Source organism: Paramagnetospirillum magnetotacticum MS-1 (assembly GCF_000829825.1).
GTDB lineage: Bacteria > Pseudomonadota > Alphaproteobacteria > Rhodospirillales > Magnetospirillaceae > Phaeospirillum > Phaeospirillum magnetotacticum.
Genome location: NZ_JXSL01000009.1, coordinates 85139 through 97384, shown reverse-complemented (window position 1 = coordinate 97384; position 12246 = coordinate 85139). Strand labels below are relative to the sequence as shown.

Sequence of the window (12246 nt, the reverse complement as noted above, 5' to 3'; positions counted from 1 at the left end):
TTAGAGCAATCTAACATATTGTGATGATTCCAAAGGACGAGGTGCGTGATGCTCAAGGATTGGAACGAACTGGCCAACGGCTTGTCCAAGATGGTGGGCCAGGTGCGTGGCGGGGTGCCCGAGGTGATGAAGGGCTTTTCCGCCATGGCCAAGGCGGCCACCGCCGACGGGGCGCTGGACGGCAAGACCAAGGAGCTGATCGCCCTGTCCCTGGGCATCGCGGCGCGCTGCGACGGCTGTCTTGCCTTCCACGCCAAGGCGGTGGTCGATCTGGGCGGCACCCGCGACGAGGTGATGGAGACCATCGCCATGTCGGTCTATATGGGCGGCGGACCGTCGCTGATGTACGGCGCCCTGGCGTTGGAGGCCTATGACCAGTTTGCCGCCAAGAAGCAGGCCGCCGAGTAATGGTGGCGCTCTCGCCCATGGATTGGGGCCTTGCCCTGGCGGGCGGGCTGCTGATCGGGCTGGCGGCGGCCGGGCTGATGCTGACCTATGGCCGGGTGGCCGGGGTCAGCGGTCTGGTGCGCAATGCCCTGGCCGGGAAGATGGAGGCGGTGGCCTTCGTGATCGGGTTGCCCCTGGGGGCCTTGTTGGTCCAGGTCTTGACCGGGGGCGGTGCCCCTGTCTCCTTCGCCTCGGCCCCCAGGCTGGCCTTGGCCGGTCTTCTGGTGGGAGTGGGCGCTGGCCTGGCCAATGGCTGCACCAGTGGCCATTCGGTCTGCGGCATCGCGCGACTGTCGCCCCGTTCCCTGGTCGCCACCATTTTGTTCATCGCGGTCGGCGCCGTCATGGTCACCCTGGTGGGAGTCCCCGCGTGATGAGCCGCGTCCTTGTCTTTCTGCTGATCGGCGTGGTGTTCGGCGCCGGTCTGGCCCTGTCGGGCATGACGGACCCGGCCAAGGTCGTGGGCTTTCTGGATTTCTTCGGGCATTGGGACCCTCGGCTGACTGCTACCATGGGCGGGGCGGTGGCCATGGCCTTTGTGGGGCAGTGGCTGCTGCGCCATCGCGGCCGGACCCTGACCGGCGCGGAGATGCCCGCTTTCCCTCCGTCGCGCATCGATCCCCGCCTGCTGGCGGGGGCCACCCTCTTTGGCGCGGGCTGGGGCCTGGCCGGATTGTGTCCGGCGCCCGCCCTGGCGGTCTCGGTGCAATATCCGGTGGCGCTGCTGTTCGTCGCGGGATTCATCGCGGGATTGCTGGGCGTGGCCCGATTGGGTGCGAAGAACGGATAATAAGGCCTATTCCTCCGGGAGGCCGTGCAGGGCTATCCTGCCCGCCTTTCTCGGATTGGGGCCAGACCCTTCATGCGTGACCACGAGATCGAGGCGGCCTGGCGCGGGCTGGCCTCGTGCGAGCAATGCTCCATCCGCGACCTGGTGTTGTTCGCCGACCTCAAGAACGAGGATTTCGGCGTCGTTCATCTGCCCATCGAGGATATCCGCCTGCCAGCCGGGGCCGCCCTATACCAGCCGGGCCAGGAGGCCGGGCATGTTTTCACGGTCAGGGAGGGACTGTTCAAGCTGGAACAGTATCTTCCCGACGGCAATCACCGCATCGTCAGCCTGCTGGGCCAGGGCGACGTGGCCGGGCTGGAAGCCACGGTGGCCGACAGCTACGAGCATGCGGCGGTGGCCCTGTCTCCGGCCAAGGTTTGCCGCATTCCGCGCGACGTGGTGAGTCGCCTTTCGCCAAAGCTGCACCGCCAGTTGATGAAGAAGTGGCACGACGCGGTCCAGCGGTCCCACGAATGCACCCGCGAGCTTTCCACTGGCAGCGCGCGCCAGCGCGTGGCGCGGCTGTTCCGTCTGCTGGCCCCCGAGGCGGCGCCCCAGTGCCGCCTGTTCGGGCGCGAGGATCTGGGCGCCCTGTTGGGCATCACCCCGGAAACCGCCAGCCGGGTGGTGGCCGAGTTCAAGAGATTGGGCGTGGTCACCGAGATCGCGCAGAACCTGTTTCAGCGCGATCTCGCCGCCCTTGATGCCATCGCGGGCGAGGGATGATTACTTCTCGGGCCCGGCGAACAGGGTTTCCGTCTTCACTTCACGGTCGGGCGCGGTCAGTTGGAAGCTCACCGGCATGCTCTTGGACACGATCTTGTCGGCGGGAATGGTGACGTAGAGGCGGAACGAGCCCACGGAATCGCGTGGCACCTGCATTTCGGCCTCGGCCACGGAATCTTCACCGCCCACCACCGAAATGGTGGCGCCTTCGACCCCCGCGAGGCGCAGTTTGAATGTGCGGTCTTGCGCCTTCATGTTGAGGATCTTGTAAACATAGCCATTGCGGATGGAGCCGTCGGACATCTGCACGAAAAGCGGTGCGCGCTCGTGCAAGACGTTGACGTCCACATCGGGCCGCGTCACCAGCCGGAACAGCATGACCGAAGCCACCAGGGTCAGGATACCGCCATAGGCCAAGGTACGCGGCCGGATCAGGCGCAGGCCGCCTTCACGTCCTTCGCCGCGCGCCGCCAGATTGGCCGAGGAATCATAGGAAACCAGGCCGTGGGGCAGCTTGAAACGGTCCATGACCTGATTGCAGGCGTCGATGCACAGCCCGCAGCCGATACAGGCCAACTGATTGCCGTTGCGAATGTCGATGCCTGTGGGGCAGGCCTGAACGCAGGCCAGGCAGTCGACGCAATGGCCGCGCCCGGTGAAGTCGCGGCTGGCCGGAGCCGGTCCGCGCGTCTCGCCCCGCCAGGCCTCGTAGGAAATGATCAGCGAATGCTCATCGAACATGGCCGACTGGAAGCGGGCATAGGGGCACATATAGATGCACACCTGCTCGCGGGCATATCCGGCCAGCAGGAAGCACATCCCGCCCACCACGGCGATGGCCCCATAAGTGGCGGTGCTGGCTTCTCCGCTGAAGATGTCGCGCAACATCTCGAAGGCGTCGCCGAAATACAAGGTGAAGCCGATGCCGCAGGCCGCCGCGATGGACAGCCAGATGGCGTTGACCAGGGCCTTTCGGGCCAGCTTTCCGGCGCTAAGCGGGGCGCGGTCGAAGGCGATTCGCTGGTTGCGCTCGCCGATCACCAGCCGTTCCACCGCCACGAACAGATCGGTGTAGACGGTCTGCCAGCACAGGAAGCCGCACCAGACACGCCCCACCAGGGAGGTCATCATGAACAGCGCGATGGCGGCGAAGAACAGCAGGCCGGTCAGGAAATAGACTTCCTGCGGCCAGATCTCGATGAAGAAGAAATAGCCGCGCCGCCCGGCCATATCGGCCAGAATGGCCTGACCGGGCGCGCCGGGGCCGCGATCCCAGCGGATGAGCGGGGCCAGATGCCAATAGGCCAGCAGCAAGACGCTGGCCCACCATTTGATGCTGCGGTAACGCCCCTTGACCCCTCTGGGGTGGATCTTGGCCGAGGCGGCATAGGCGGGAGTGGCGGGGCAGGCCGGGGACGGCTGTGGCGTCTTGCCGAGCATGGACATGGAGGCTCTTTCGCTGTGATTAGCGCACAAAGCCTATGGGGCGGCGGACCCTGCCCGCATTGACAATTCTCAGACGCGGTCTGGAATATTTATGAAAAGCCGACAATGCCGCCGACGGGAGCCGAAGGGCGGAAGTTGCATATGTCCTTCCGGTCCGTCATCCCGGCACGGCCTTTCAGAACCTGCGCCAAATGTGCTGGCGCAGTTCCTTCTCTCCGCGCGGGGTGACAGACCGAGTCGATTCAAGAAGCGCTTCAGCCCATCTTGCAGGTCTTGATGCCGAACGGCAGATAGGCCGGGCACCAGCCGATGGCGGCGGTGGCCAACGGCACGACGCCGATCCAGCCCCACAGGCCGATGATGCCGGTCAGGGTGAGGCCGATCAGGGCCAGACCGACAACGATGCGCAGGATGCGGTCGATACCGCCGACATTCTTGTTCATGATTTCCACTCCGTGCTGGTTCGGTGATCCGAAGATGGGCCGAACATAGGCGTGGAGGGGGCGGTCTGTCGGTGACCTAGTCACACAGTTTGCTGGATTTCGGCCAAGGCGGCGCAATCGGTGAGCGCCACGCTGCCCCGCGACAGGACGACCCAGCCCCGGCGCTCGAAATCCTTGAGCAGGCGGCTGACCACTTCGCGGGCGCTGCCCAGTTCCAGGGCCAGATCCTGATGGGTGGCGGCGACCTGACCGCTGCCCTTGGCCCGCGCCAGCAGGCAGGCGGCGAGGCGGCGGTCCATGCGTCCGAACGCCACCTCGTCGATCAGCATCAACAGGCCGGAAATGCGCGAGCCATAAGCGCGGAACACGAAATCGCGGAAGGGCTCGGACCGGCCCAGCAATTCCCGAAAGCCCGAGGCCGGAAGGATCTGGGCCGTGATGTCGCTGTCGGCGATGCCCTCGGCATCGTAATCCACGCCGCTCATCAGGCAGGCGGTGGTGACGATGCAGGTTTCCCCCGCCGCCACCCGGTACAGCACGATCTCGCGCCCTGATTCCGCCACCTTCTGCACGCGGACCTCGCCCGACAGCAAGATCAGATAGGCCTGGCAGGGGCTGCCCTCGCCGAACACCCTGGTCCCGGCGGGGAGGCTGGCGGTACGGCACAGCGCGCGCAGCCGGTCGCGGGCCGCCTGGTCCAGGCCAGCCAGATCCGGGACCGAGCGGGTCCAGTCGGCGGCGGAAGGCGTCACGGGGCTCAAGCCCCCACGGCCGCCTTGATCTTGGCCACCTGATCGGGGGCGTAGAAGCTACAAACGCCGCGCTTGGCGGCGGGTTCCAGGCCCAGATCCTTGATGGCCTTTTTCACCTTGCCGTCAGATACGCCCAGGGCCTTGGCGATGTTGCCGGGACTCAAATTTTCATCGGCCATGATCTCTTCCCCCCAAGGGATGGTTGCGGCGGACCGATGATGCGGAAAATCGCTGTCGGAGTCGAGCCCCGGGGAACCGGATCCGCCATACGGCCCGCCAATGCGCGCCATCAATAATATTTGAATTGTCAGGAAACCAACATTAATTGTGAATGAATAAAAATATTGTAGAGTAAATGACAAAATGAATGAAACGCATCAATCGGCGCGATTTTTTATTATTGTTTGGCGCGCTGAGTATATTGCGGTGTAGTTTGATTCCTGGCGGTATCACAATCACGTTGTGCCGTATGCGGGTGCCGTCTGAACTGGACGGAGACGCCCCCTAGGAGACAGACATGAGCAAAGCCGAAACCCTTCTCAACTATCTCCTCAAGGCGGGCAAGGGCGCCAATAGCGCCGAACGTCAGGCCCAGGCCCGGGTCCGGACCAACGGCTTTTTCGATCTCGACAAGCACGAGCTGAAGGCCGCGGGTCTGATGGCCGAAGTCAAGCAGATGGAAGACGATGTGGAGGCCCTGCGCGCCGCCGCCGTGGCGGCCGGAGATGTGGTCATGGCCGAAGTCTATGCGGCTTCGCTCACGGTCTTCGTCAAATGGACCAGCGCCAAGGACGCGGCCTGATCACAAGGGGCATGGCAGTCGCCGGTCTGGGCCGGTGGCTGCCATCAAACCTCAATTCCGGGCAGTTCTACAGCCCGCCCGCCGTCATCGCCAATTTCATCGAGAAGATGTTCGCCAAGACGCGGGCAAAACTTCTTGGGGCGGCTTAATGCCGGATCCCCATGAGCGCAACCTCTCCTCGGTCGCGTTGCTGGCGGAATAGGCGGTAGAGGCCTGGACTTAGGCCAATTTCGGACGGCGCGAGGCCGGTAGCTCGAAAACAAATGCCGCCCCGTCGGTGACCGTGCCGTCCAGTCCGATCTTTCCTCCGTGAGCGTCGATCACCGACTTGCATATGGCCAGACCAAGGCCGGTCCCAGGTTCGCCGGTGACCGACTGTGCCGATGTGCGCGAAAACGGTCTGAAAAGCTTGTCCCGCTCAAGGGCCGGAATTCCCGGGCCCTGGTCCTGCACGCGCACCGACACAGTATCGCTGGGCTCATGGAAGACGATGCTCACCGTTACAATGCTGCCATTGGGTGCGAATTTGACGGCATTGCCGATCAGATTGGAGAGTACCTGGGCCAGCCGGTTTCTATCCGCCGGAACAATGGGGATGGGCGCGGGAGCTTTGACCTGGACGGAAACGGCATGTTCATCCGCGAAAGAGGTGATCCGTTCCGCCACCTCGATCGCCAAGGACAAAATGTCCACGGGCTCGGATTCCAAGGTGAAGTGGCCGGTTTCAATGCGCGAGAAATCCAAAAAGTCCTCGATGATGCGCAGCATGTAGCCGCTTGCCTGGCGGATATGGTCGAGGGCGCGGGCTTCCATGACGGGAAGGGTCTCGCCAATCCGCTCTTGCAGAAGCTCGGCGAACCCCCCGATGGTGTTCAAAGGATTGCGCAGATCATGCGCCGCCATGCCGAGGATCAGGTTTCGCCATTCGACGGAACGGGCCAATTCGGCATTCTTGCTGGCGAGATCCCGCTGGGCGTTGGTGAGGTCATTGTTCAGGCGAATGAAGTCATCCAGGCCGACCGCCGTGGGTGTTGCGGCTGTCTTGCGGGTGGCGTACAGGTCGCGGATGATGGATGCCTGCTCGGCATTGATGCGTTCCAGGTCGGAGACGAAGCGGCCCACGTCATCCTGGGTCGCGCAGGCGGCGATCAGCACGCCTTCTTCGGTGCGGGCGCCCAAGAACACCATGGTGGCGGCGGCCGGAGTGACGGGGATCTCCCACAGATACTGCGCGCCATCGCGCATGACGCCCGAGAAGAAGTCCAGGGCCTTGGGGACGCCAGCCGAGTGCACGACCGCCGTGAAAGGCAAGCCGACGATGGCGGCATCGAGACCCATCCCGTCGTGGAGGATGGAGTGAACCCTGCCGTTATCGGCGCAGCGGAGGAGAAAGCCCGTCGCCGGTGGGCTCATGAAACCGGCTCAGCGGTCGCTTCGAAGAGCCTGTTTCCGGTCCGAAGGGCCTCGCGGCCGCCGCCCGCCCAGCCGTCCGCTCCCGTCCGCCGCCACAGGTCTGGCGACTGGTTGAAGGCGCGGCCGCCAACCATCACTTTGACGTGGCTGCATTGCGGGTCCAGGCGTAGGGCGCTCACCAGCCGGGTTACGGCGGGCACGTTGATGGCTAGGCTGGCGGAGATGGCCAGCAGATCGCATCCCCTGTCTCGAATCGTCCGGATCACCGCCGTGTCGGGGACACCAGCCCCCAGGAAGGTCGTGTCCCATCCGCCGATGTCGAACAGGTCGGCGACCATTCGCATACCGATCTCGTGCAACTCGCCTTCAGCACAGACCGCGACCAGGCGGCGGCCGATGCGCGAGGCCTGGAAGACCAGAGGGTAGAGGCGCGCCATGACCACCTGGATGGAGGCCGTCATGAAATGCTCTTCCGCGACATTCAGCTGGTTGTCATGCCAGCGGCGGCCGATTTCCTGCAGGCAGGGCTCGATCACGTCGAGGTAGACCCCCTCGACGCCCAATGTCTCGGCCCAGTTCAGCACCGAGGTGGTGGCGGTGCCGCGATCGCCCCGATGGAGGAGAGAGAACAGCTCGCTGGCCAGATCGGCCCTGTGGGTTTCGGCAAAAGGCAGGCTTCCCGTCTCGGCCCCCAGCGAGGCCAGATCCGATATGCCGTCATCAAGGAAAGTCAGTTCCGGCGAATCCGGGTTCATCCCGCGCCCAGCCAGGGCGTCGCGCATGGCGACCAGCATGTCGGCCAGATGTCGGGGGGCGATGTTAATCTGGGCCAGCAGTCTTCTCAGCCAGGACAGATACTCCCGGAACAGGTCGTATCGTTCGGTCGCGGTGGCGGTCGCAAGATAGAGCAGCGTGTTGTAGACGTCGTCCGCACAGGCCTTCCGCCCCTTGGGGCCGAACTTGACGTCCCATTCAGGATGCCTGGAATACAAAAGGGCGGTGACTTCCTCGGCAGTCTGATGATCAGCTACCCCGAAACCGTCATGGAACAGCAGTCCCATGAGATACCCTCCCTCGTCTTGGATTCAGCGCGACGCTGCGCCGAACCTGCCTGGGGGTGGGATTCTCCGCCAATGCTGGTGAATATGCAATCGTCAATTCCGGCGCACATGCTTTCGCAGGCAGAGCGGGGCCATCATGCCGCGGCGGCCAGGCGATGGGCGATGGAGCCGGGTGGGCAGGGCTTTCCGAACAGGAAACCCTGCATTTCTCTGCAGCCGAGGCTCATCAGGGCCCGATGTTGCTCCATGGATTCCACCCCCTCGGCAAGCGTCTTGATGGACAGGGCTTCGGCCACCCGGACGATGGCGGATGTGATGGCGTCGGCTTCGTGGACAACGCCGATATCCTGGATGAAGCTGCGGTCGATCTTGAGTTTGCGCAGCGGAAGGTACCGCAGATAGGCCATGTTCGAGTAGCCGGTGCCGAAATCGTCGATGGCGAAGCGAAATCCGGCGGCGACCAGTCGGTCGATGCTGCGCCCGGCCTCCGAGCCGATATCCGAGATCAGCACTGACTCGGTCAGTTCCAGTTCGATGGAAGCCGGATTCAGGCCGAAACCGGCGACGGTGCGGGCGACGTTGGCGCCGAAGTCGGAAACATGCAGATCGCAGCCGGATATGTTGACGGCGACGGGAACGGTCTTCATGCCAATATCTTGCCAGTGAACGATCTGGCGGCAGGCCGTCTCAAGCACCCACTGCCCCAGGTCACTCACCAATCCGCTCGCTTCGGCGATCGGGATGAATTCCGAGGGAGGGACCAAACCCAGTTCCGGGTGATGCCACCGTAACAGCGCTTCGACCCCTGTCAGGCGCCCGCTCTTGCCATCCACCTGGGGCTGGTAGGCCAGGCTAAGCTGCTTCCTGGCAATGGTGTGATGAAGTTCCGCTTCCACCTTGTTTCTGCGCTGTGCCCGGCGGGCCATGTCGCTGTCGTAGAGTGCGATTGGACTTTGCCCCACCCGGGCCTCGCCAAGGGCAAGATCGGCCCGGTCGAGCAAGTCATCGAAGTCCCAGGCGGTTTCACTGCCGATGGCCATTCCGCAGCTTACCTTGGTGCGCAGCAGTCGGGAGTGAAGCATGGCCGGCTTGCTCAATTCTTCGGTCAATGTCCGGGCCCAGGGGAGGGGCTGGCCTGACAGCGAGGAGACGGGCAACAAAATGGCGAGGTCCCGACCGCCGATATGGCTGATGGCCCCCTCCGCCGGGGAGAGTGACTTCAGGCGGGCGGCGAGGTGATGGAGAAATTCGTTGGCCAGACGCCGGCCGCACTGGGTGGCGAGCCTTGGCAGGTCCTCCAGCGACACCACCGCCAGCAGAGGCGGGGCTGTGTCGAAGCGGGACAACTGCGCTGCGAACCGCGTCATGCCGCGGCGCGACAATACGCCCGTCGCCTCGTCGCACAGCGCCGCCTCAAGCTCCAGATCCGCTTCAATCTTGATGGCGCTGACATTGGCATGGGCCGCCACCACCAGATCGTGGCCGGGGATGCGGCTCAGGTGCAGTTTGAACCATCGCCGCTCCTGGGAGGAGTGGCACGGATAGACAATCGTCTGTTCGGCCGATTGCCCCGAGGCCACCTGATCGATCATGCGGGCGATGGTGATCGATTCCGAGGTTCCCGAGGATGCGCAGATTTGCCGGTAGTTCCGGCCCATACCGGCCTGGCCGTCCGCCGCGTAGCCGTTGGCCTCGGCAAACCGCTTCCATGCCGCATTGACGAAGACGATCAGCCCTTCGGGTTCCATCACGCAAATATGGGCGTCCAGGGCGTCCAGGGCGCTCATCCACGCACAGTGGCCCATGGCCGATGAAATCGGCTCCTTCGCGTCAGGAGGAAATTTCATGGCGCAAGTTTCCTGCTTGGGCCGGTCTGTCGCGGGTGTCGTCACCGCTGTCTGTTGGTCGGTCATGTATCCCCACGGGCTTGGCGTTCAAAGGCGTTGAATTCGGATGGGTCCTATACCTTGGTAAGGTTATGCCCGTTGCGTTCCGCGACCTTTTCGGTAATGTATCGACCATGTAACTGGGAGACGGGCGATGGGAAGTCCAAGGCGTTTATTGGTCATCGAAGATGACCTCGCCCTGGGACAGTTGATGAGCGACTACCTCGAACTCGGTGGTTTCGCGGTAACGCACGTCACCTCGGCTGGCCAAGCCTTCGATTTTCTGGCCCGCCAGATGCCAGCCATGGTTCTCCTCGACCTGTCATTGCCCGATGAGGACGGACTGGTCGTTCTGCGGCGGCTTCGCGCGGTGGGCTCGCTTCCCATCGCCATCGTTTCGGGTCGTGACGACAGCGAAAACCGTATCGTCGGGTTGGAGATGGGCGCCGACGACTTCATCACCAAGCCGTTCGTTGGCCGCGAGTTGGTGGCCCGGGTCCAGAATATCCTGAGGCGCTCTCAGGGCGGCGAGGCCAAGCCCGCGCTGGAGATCGACGGCCTAGTCATGCGGACCGAGGATCATTTCGTGGTCGGGCGCCAGGGCGAGCGCATCGCGCTGACACCGGCGGAATCCAGCGTTCTCAGGGCGTTGATCGCTGCAAACGGCCGGACTCTGAGCCGCGAACAGCTTATGGATGCCCACGGCAACCTTGACCTGGCAGAAACCACCCGCAGCATCGATATCGTGATCAGCCGCCTGCGGGGGAAGCTGGAACGCTCGCGCAAGACACCGACCCTGATCCTGACGGTGCAAGGGGTCGGATACCGGATTAACCTCTGAACGTCGACGGCTCGGCCCGCGCCTCGGATTGTCTGGCCCAACTGGCCAGATGGTCGATGCCGTCCTCGATCAAATGATTCAGGAGGGCGCTGCACTCTCGGCTGGCGGGGTCGCGGGCGCCGGACTCGATGTCCTCGGCGAGCCTGCGCAGCGTGGTCAGTCCGCAGGTCGCCGCGAGGCTCTTGAGGCGGTGGGCATGCATTCGAGGGCTATTGGCGTTCTGGGCCAGAGCGATGGCGCATTGCCGAAGGCCATCCAGGGAGTGTTCGAGAAACTTGTGGGCGCGAACCGCGCCCAGGTCCCCGACGATGTTGCTCAGCAAACCGGCGTCGAACCGGTCTTCCGCTTTGCTCATGCCGCTCTGCTGCGGCCGGTTCAGGACCGCCCGCATCTGATCCATGAGTACCGGTTTGGTCATCACACCGTCGAAGCCGTGCCCGGCGTAGACCGAACTGTCTTCGAGAGCGCAATTGGCCGTGTATGCGAATATGGGAAGATCGGGCCAGATGTGGCGAAACAGCCTCAGGCCAGCGATCCCGTCGATCTTTGGCATGTTGATGTCCATCAGCACAATGTCCGGCTGGCGGGCCAGGGCCAGTTCCAGCCCTTCCTCGACGCCCCGGGCGCATCGGCTCGAATGGCCCAGGCACTGGATCTGCGAGGCGGCAAGGAATTGATTAGATTCATCGTCGTCGATGACCAGCACGTCCAGGGTGCCTATGGCGGGTGACGTCCGAGGGGGAGACGGCGGCAGGGCCACATGCGCATTCGGGTCCAAGGGAGCGCCATCGTCGATCAGCAGCCGGATGGCCGCAGCGGCGTCCGACGCCCTTTTCAAGGCGACGAGACCGTCAGCGGAAATATCGTGTAAAGCGAGATCGCCAAGACTGCGCTGCAACGATCTGATCGGCTGACGGGCCGCCGCGAAAAGCAGATGGAACAGCTTTATCTCGGCATCGCCAGCCTGTTGCTGCACGGTTTCGAACCCGGCCGTCTCCACCCAGACCAAGGCGCCATGTTCGGCAAGACGGGCTGTGCGCCAGTGGTTCCAAACGCCGAATTCGTCCCGATAAAGGTGCCGGAACGTCGGAGACTGTCCGGCCAGCACCTGCCGCAGTCCCTCGCTGATGGTCACGGCGTCGAGACTTTCGCTGGCCTGGCAAAGATGCCGCCAGCTCAGAAGCACCCGGTCGGGATACTGGGCCCGCCACTGGCGGCTGACCATAAGGATGCGCCCGTCCAAGTCCACCAGGGCGGTCCGGAGGGGAAGTTCGTCGAGCAGGTTGGCGACCATATCCCGCGATTGCAGCGGAATCTGGTCCGACCAGAGCGGCGAACAGGTCTTGGTGCTTAGGGCGGGGGAATCGCTATTCACGCGCGGGCCGCCGGTTGATCCGCGCGGCCACGGACTGGATGAAGGTGGCGTTCTCCAGGCGGTCCAGGCCGTCTCTGCGCATGACCATGTGGACGATCTCATCGGCCAGCACGTCATCAATGGAGGGCTCGCCGATAACCCAGTCATTGCGGCTCTGTCTGCTTTCCGCCCGCACCATCGTCTTGGCCGTCATGATCGTTCTCCCCAAATGGATCGCGGCCC

16 protein-coding genes are annotated in these 12246 nt (G+C 63.8%); 7 read left to right on the top strand and 9 right to left on the bottom strand.

Annotation, left to right across the window (positions count from 1 at the left end; translation table 11 throughout):
- Positions 1–48 precede the first annotated feature (48 nt).
- The 4 genes from CCC_RS00865 (at position 49) to CCC_RS00850 (ending at position 2005) form a co-directional block, all read left to right on the top strand.
- Positions 49–408: a carboxymuconolactone decarboxylase family protein gene (locus tag CCC_RS00865; RefSeq protein WP_009869618.1), complete on the top strand. Its 360-nt coding sequence runs from the start codon at positions 49–51 to the stop codon at positions 406–408.
- A gap of 17 nt (positions 409–425) precedes the next feature.
- Positions 426–821 (top strand): YeeE/YedE family protein, encoded by a 396-nt coding sequence (locus tag CCC_RS00860; protein WP_407668812.1) that lies wholly within the window; start codon positions 426–428, stop codon positions 819–821.
- Positions 821–1237, top strand: a complete 417-nt coding sequence (locus tag CCC_RS00855; protein WP_009869620.1) for a DUF6691 family protein — start codon at positions 821–823, stop codon at positions 1235–1237. The genes CCC_RS00860 and CCC_RS00855 overlap by 1 nt, the downstream gene beginning before the upstream one ends.
- Positions 1238–1309: 72 nt before the next feature.
- Positions 1310–2005: a Crp/Fnr family transcriptional regulator gene (locus CCC_RS00850; protein WP_009869621.1), complete on the top strand. Its 696-nt coding sequence runs from the start codon at positions 1310–1312 to the stop codon at positions 2003–2005.
- On the opposite strand, the gene ccoG is transcribed toward CCC_RS00850, so the two are convergent.
- From ccoG to CCC_RS22530, 4 genes are all read right to left on the bottom strand, one after another.
- On the bottom strand, positions 2006–3451 hold the full coding sequence (gene ccoG, locus CCC_RS00845; RefSeq protein ID WP_009869622.1) for a cytochrome c oxidase accessory protein CcoG: 1446 nt from the start codon (positions 3449–3451) through the stop codon (positions 2006–2008).
- A gap of 254 nt (positions 3452–3705) precedes the next feature.
- Entirely contained in the window at positions 3706–3894 is a 189-nt protein-coding gene (locus CCC_RS00840; protein WP_041039227.1) for a YgaP family membrane protein, read from the bottom strand.
- 80 nt (positions 3895–3974) lie between these two features.
- On the bottom strand, positions 3975–4646 hold the full coding sequence (locus CCC_RS00835) for a Crp/Fnr family transcriptional regulator (protein ID WP_009869624.1): 672 nt from the start codon (positions 4644–4646) through the stop codon (positions 3975–3977).
- Positions 4647–4651: 5 nt separating this feature from the next.
- Positions 4652–4825, bottom strand: coding sequence for a hypothetical protein (locus CCC_RS22530; RefSeq protein WP_009869625.1), 174 nt, complete (start codon positions 4823–4825; stop codon positions 4652–4654).
- A gap of 338 nt (positions 4826–5163) precedes the next feature.
- Here CCC_RS22530 and CCC_RS00830 point away from each other — a divergent pair, with 338 nt between their 5' ends.
- Together CCC_RS00830 and CCC_RS22350 are read left to right on the top strand one after the other, a co-directional pair.
- On the top strand, positions 5164–5448 hold the full coding sequence (locus tag CCC_RS00830; protein ID WP_009869626.1) for a hypothetical protein: 285 nt from the start codon (positions 5164–5166) through the stop codon (positions 5446–5448).
- An 11-nt stretch (positions 5449–5459) separates the two neighbouring features.
- Entirely contained in the window at positions 5460–5597 is a 138-nt protein-coding gene (locus CCC_RS22350; RefSeq protein ID WP_160295493.1) for a hypothetical protein, read from the top strand.
- Between the two features lie 70 nt (positions 5598–5667).
- On the opposite strand, the gene CCC_RS00825 is transcribed toward CCC_RS22350, so the two are convergent.
- The 3 genes from CCC_RS00825 to CCC_RS00815 all read right to left on the bottom strand — a co-directional run bounded on the left by CCC_RS00825 (position 5668) and on the right by CCC_RS00815 (position 9769).
- Complete coding sequence (locus CCC_RS00825) at positions 5668–6861, bottom strand: sensor histidine kinase (protein ID WP_082036449.1); 1194 nt, start codon at positions 6859–6861, stop codon at positions 5668–5670.
- Positions 6858–7922 carry a cobalamin B12-binding domain-containing protein gene (locus CCC_RS20950; protein ID WP_009869629.1) on the bottom strand — a complete coding sequence of 355 codons (1065 nt, stop codon included), beginning with the start codon at positions 7920–7922 and terminating at the stop codon, positions 6858–6860. The genes CCC_RS00825 and CCC_RS20950 overlap by 4 nt, the downstream gene beginning before the upstream one ends.
- 134 nt (positions 7923–8056) lie before the next feature.
- On the bottom strand, positions 8057–9769 hold the full coding sequence (locus tag CCC_RS00815) for a putative bifunctional diguanylate cyclase/phosphodiesterase (protein WP_160295492.1): 1713 nt from the start codon (positions 9767–9769) through the stop codon (positions 8057–8059).
- Between the two features lie 193 nt (positions 9770–9962).
- Between CCC_RS00815 and CCC_RS00810 the strand changes: the two genes are divergently transcribed.
- Positions 9963–10649 (top strand): response regulator transcription factor, encoded by a 687-nt coding sequence (locus CCC_RS00810; RefSeq protein WP_041039225.1) that lies wholly within the window; start codon positions 9963–9965, stop codon positions 10647–10649.
- On the opposite strand, the gene CCC_RS00805 is transcribed toward CCC_RS00810, so the two are convergent.
- Positions 10639–12024, bottom strand: coding sequence for a response regulator (locus CCC_RS00805; RefSeq protein ID WP_041039223.1), 1386 nt, complete (start codon positions 12022–12024; stop codon positions 10639–10641). The genes CCC_RS00810 and CCC_RS00805 overlap by 11 nt on opposite strands.
- A complete protein-coding gene (locus CCC_RS22345; protein ID WP_009869633.1) occupies positions 12017–12217 on the bottom strand; it encodes a hypothetical protein in 201 nt (66 codons plus the stop codon). The genes CCC_RS00805 and CCC_RS22345 overlap by 8 nt, the downstream gene beginning before the upstream one ends.
- Positions 12218–12246: the final 29 nt, after the last annotated feature.

Coding starts and splice junctions, on each gene's coding strand:
- CCC_RS00860 (WP_407668812.1), top strand. CDS start 426: ATGGATTGGGGCCTTGCCCTGGCGGGCGGGCTGCTGATCGGGCTGGCG.
- CCC_RS00865 (WP_009869618.1), top strand. CDS start 49: ATGCTCAAGGATTGGAACGAACTGGCCAACGGCTTGTCCAAGATGGTG.
- CCC_RS00830 (WP_009869626.1), top strand. CDS start 5,164: ATGAGCAAAGCCGAAACCCTTCTCAACTATCTCCTCAAGGCGGGCAAG.
- CCC_RS22530 (WP_009869625.1), bottom strand. CDS start 4,825: ATGGCCGATGAAAATTTGAGTCCCGGCAACATCGCCAAGGCCCTGGGC.
- CCC_RS20950 (WP_009869629.1), bottom strand. CDS start 7,922: ATGGGACTGCTGTTCCATGACGGTTTCGGGGTAGCTGATCATCAGACT.
- CCC_RS00855 (WP_009869620.1), top strand. CDS start 821: ATGAGCCGCGTCCTTGTCTTTCTGCTGATCGGCGTGGTGTTCGGCGCC.
- CCC_RS22350 (WP_160295493.1), top strand. CDS start 5,460: ATGGCAGTCGCCGGTCTGGGCCGGTGGCTGCCATCAAACCTCAATTCC.
- CCC_RS22345 (WP_009869633.1), bottom strand. CDS start 12,217: ATGACGGCCAAGACGATGGTGCGGGCGGAAAGCAGACAGAGCCGCAAT.
- CCC_RS00850 (WP_009869621.1), top strand. CDS start 1,310: ATGCGTGACCACGAGATCGAGGCGGCCTGGCGCGGGCTGGCCTCGTGC.
- CCC_RS00840 (WP_041039227.1), bottom strand. CDS start 3,894: ATGAACAAGAATGTCGGCGGTATCGACCGCATCCTGCGCATCGTTGTC.
- CCC_RS00810 (WP_041039225.1), top strand. CDS start 9,963: ATGGGAAGTCCAAGGCGTTTATTGGTCATCGAAGATGACCTCGCCCTG.
- CCC_RS00825 (WP_082036449.1), bottom strand. CDS start 6,861: ATGAGCCCACCGGCGACGGGCTTTCTCCTCCGCTGCGCCGATAACGGC.
- CCC_RS00815 (WP_160295492.1), bottom strand. CDS start 9,769: ATGAAATTTCCTCCTGACGCGAAGGAGCCGATTTCATCGGCCATGGGC.
- ccoG (WP_009869622.1), bottom strand. CDS start 3,451: ATGTCCATGCTCGGCAAGACGCCACAGCCGTCCCCGGCCTGCCCCGCC.